The organism is Bradyrhizobium sp. SZCCHNPS1003 (assembly GCF_032381555.1).
GTDB lineage: Bacteria > Pseudomonadota > Alphaproteobacteria > Rhizobiales > Xanthobacteraceae > Bradyrhizobium.
The window spans coordinates 1-1,996 of the sequence record NZ_JAUHIU010000044.1; the positions used below are offsets into that span (position 1 = coordinate 1).

1 protein-coding gene is annotated in these 1,996 nt (G+C 62.6%); it reads left to right on the plus strand.

Annotated elements, in window-relative coordinates; translation table 11 throughout:
- Positions 1-500 precede the first annotated feature (500 nt).
- The gene (gene ltrA / locus QX126_RS33470) at positions 501-1,883 is read left to right on the plus strand and encodes a group II intron reverse transcriptase/maturase (RefSeq protein WP_315737626.1); all 1,383 of its coding nucleotides are present in this window, start codon (positions 501-503) and stop codon (positions 1,881-1,883) included.
- The last annotated feature ends 113 nt before the right edge of the window (positions 1,884-1,996 follow it).

Genomic DNA, 1,996 nt, shown 5'->3' on the forward strand with positions numbered 1-1,996 from the left:
CGTATAAGGTGCGCCGTGGAAAGGCGCGGTTCTTGAGAGGGTGAAAGTCCCTTCCGGCAAATGTCGTTCCAGCCGGTAGCAATCGGAGCAGTCGGCGAGGTAACGACCCGGCTGAAGCCTCCGGTGGAGAGGGTCACGAGGTGACTTGGCGAGTGGGCGGGCTGTAACACGAGTGAACGTCGAGCAGGCCTCGAAAAGTTCGATGTGGAGGCTGACCTGGCCTTATTACAGGGAAAGCTGACATCGCTGGGGAAGAGAGCGACACGCGCACCCAGCGGCTCCACCGGGGTAGTGACGACGGCACGTCCACAGCGAGAACCGAAGCAACACGGGAGACCCCATTGCGCGGTCGAGCGAGAGACCAACCGGAGACCTGTGAAGGTCGGACCGGGCGCGGCGGGGAGTCGGATGGGCTCGTAGTACCGGGGAAGCCGGGTAATGCCGGTGGAGGAAAGGAGCCCTCGTTCAAGCCGATGTAGGAAGTGGCGCGGGAGGGGAGATTGGGTCACCTCGAAACTCCACCAAGTGTCCGGAAGCTGCAGACTGCGTTACATGCGAAAGCGAAGGCAGAACCCGGGTTCAGGTTCTATCTTCTGTACGACAAGGTGTCTCGGGCGGATGTTCTGAGCTTCGCCTATGCCAGATGCAAAGCCAATGGCGGCGCGGCTGGTGTGGACGGTCAGACGTTCGAGGCCATCGAGGCGTATGGAGGCCAAGGTGCGTCGTCCGCGGATCACAAGAGCCCGGATGTCGACAATGGCTGGAATCCGTGGCTCGGAGAACTGGCGGAAGAGCTCAGGAACAAGACGTATCGGCCGCAAGCGGTCAGACGGGTCTACATTCCGAAGCCGAACAGCAAGAAAATGCGACCTCTGGGGATCGCGACGATACGCGACCGGGTGGTTCAGACGGCGGCGATGCTGGTGCTCGAGCCCATCTTCGAAGCCGATCTGGAGCCCGAGCAATATGCGTACCGCGCCGGCAAGACTGCGCTGGACGCGGTGGAGACCGTGAACCGCCTGCTCAATCTGGGGTACACGGCCGTCGTCGACGCGGACCTGCGTGGCTACTTCGACGAGATACCGCACGGACCGCTGATGAAATCAGTGGCGCGCCGGATCTCCGACCGGCACATGCTGCATCTGATCAAGATGTGGATCGAGGCGCCGGTCGAGGAGACGGACGATCGCGGGCGCAAGCGTCGGACCACGTGGAATCGGGACGAGCACCGCGGCATCCCGCAGGGCTCTCCGATCTCCCCGCTGCTGGCGAACCTGTACATGCGACGGCTGGTGTTGTGGTGGAGACAATCGGGCGCGCGGCGGCGGCTGAAGGCCGTCATGGTCAACTATGCCGACGACTTGGTGATCTGCTGCAAGGGTACGGCCGACATCGCCATGCAGACGATGCGAGAGGTCATCAAGAAACTGCAACTGGCGGTCAACGAGGACAAGACACGAATCTGCCACCTGCCGGAAGAGCGGTTCGACTTCCTGGGCTACACGTTCGGACGGTGCTACTCCCACAAGACCGGGAAGGCCCACCTCAACTCGAAGCCATCGAAGAAGAGCATCAAGCGAATCTGCGATGCGGTCGGGGACGAGACAGGCCGGCACAGGACGACGTTATCAGCCGAGAAGGTGGTGAAGCGGCTCAACGCCAAACTCACCGGATGGGCGAACTACTTCCGCCTCGGGCCGGTCTCACCGGCCTACAGGGCGGTCGACGCCCATGCCATCCATCGGCTGCGCAAGTGGTTATGCGAAAAGCATCGGGTTCAAGGCCAGGGGTACAATCGCTTCCCCGACCGGTACCTCTACGAGACGTTGGGGCTGGTACGGCTGCCGAAGTCGACGCGTAACCTGCCGTGGGCGAAGGCATGAGAGCTTGCCCGGGAGCCGGATGCGCGAAACGCGCACGTCCGGTTCGATGAGCGGGGAAGGGAAACGGGGCGTTGCCGAATGGCCCAAGCCACCGCGCCCTTCCTCGACTCTAC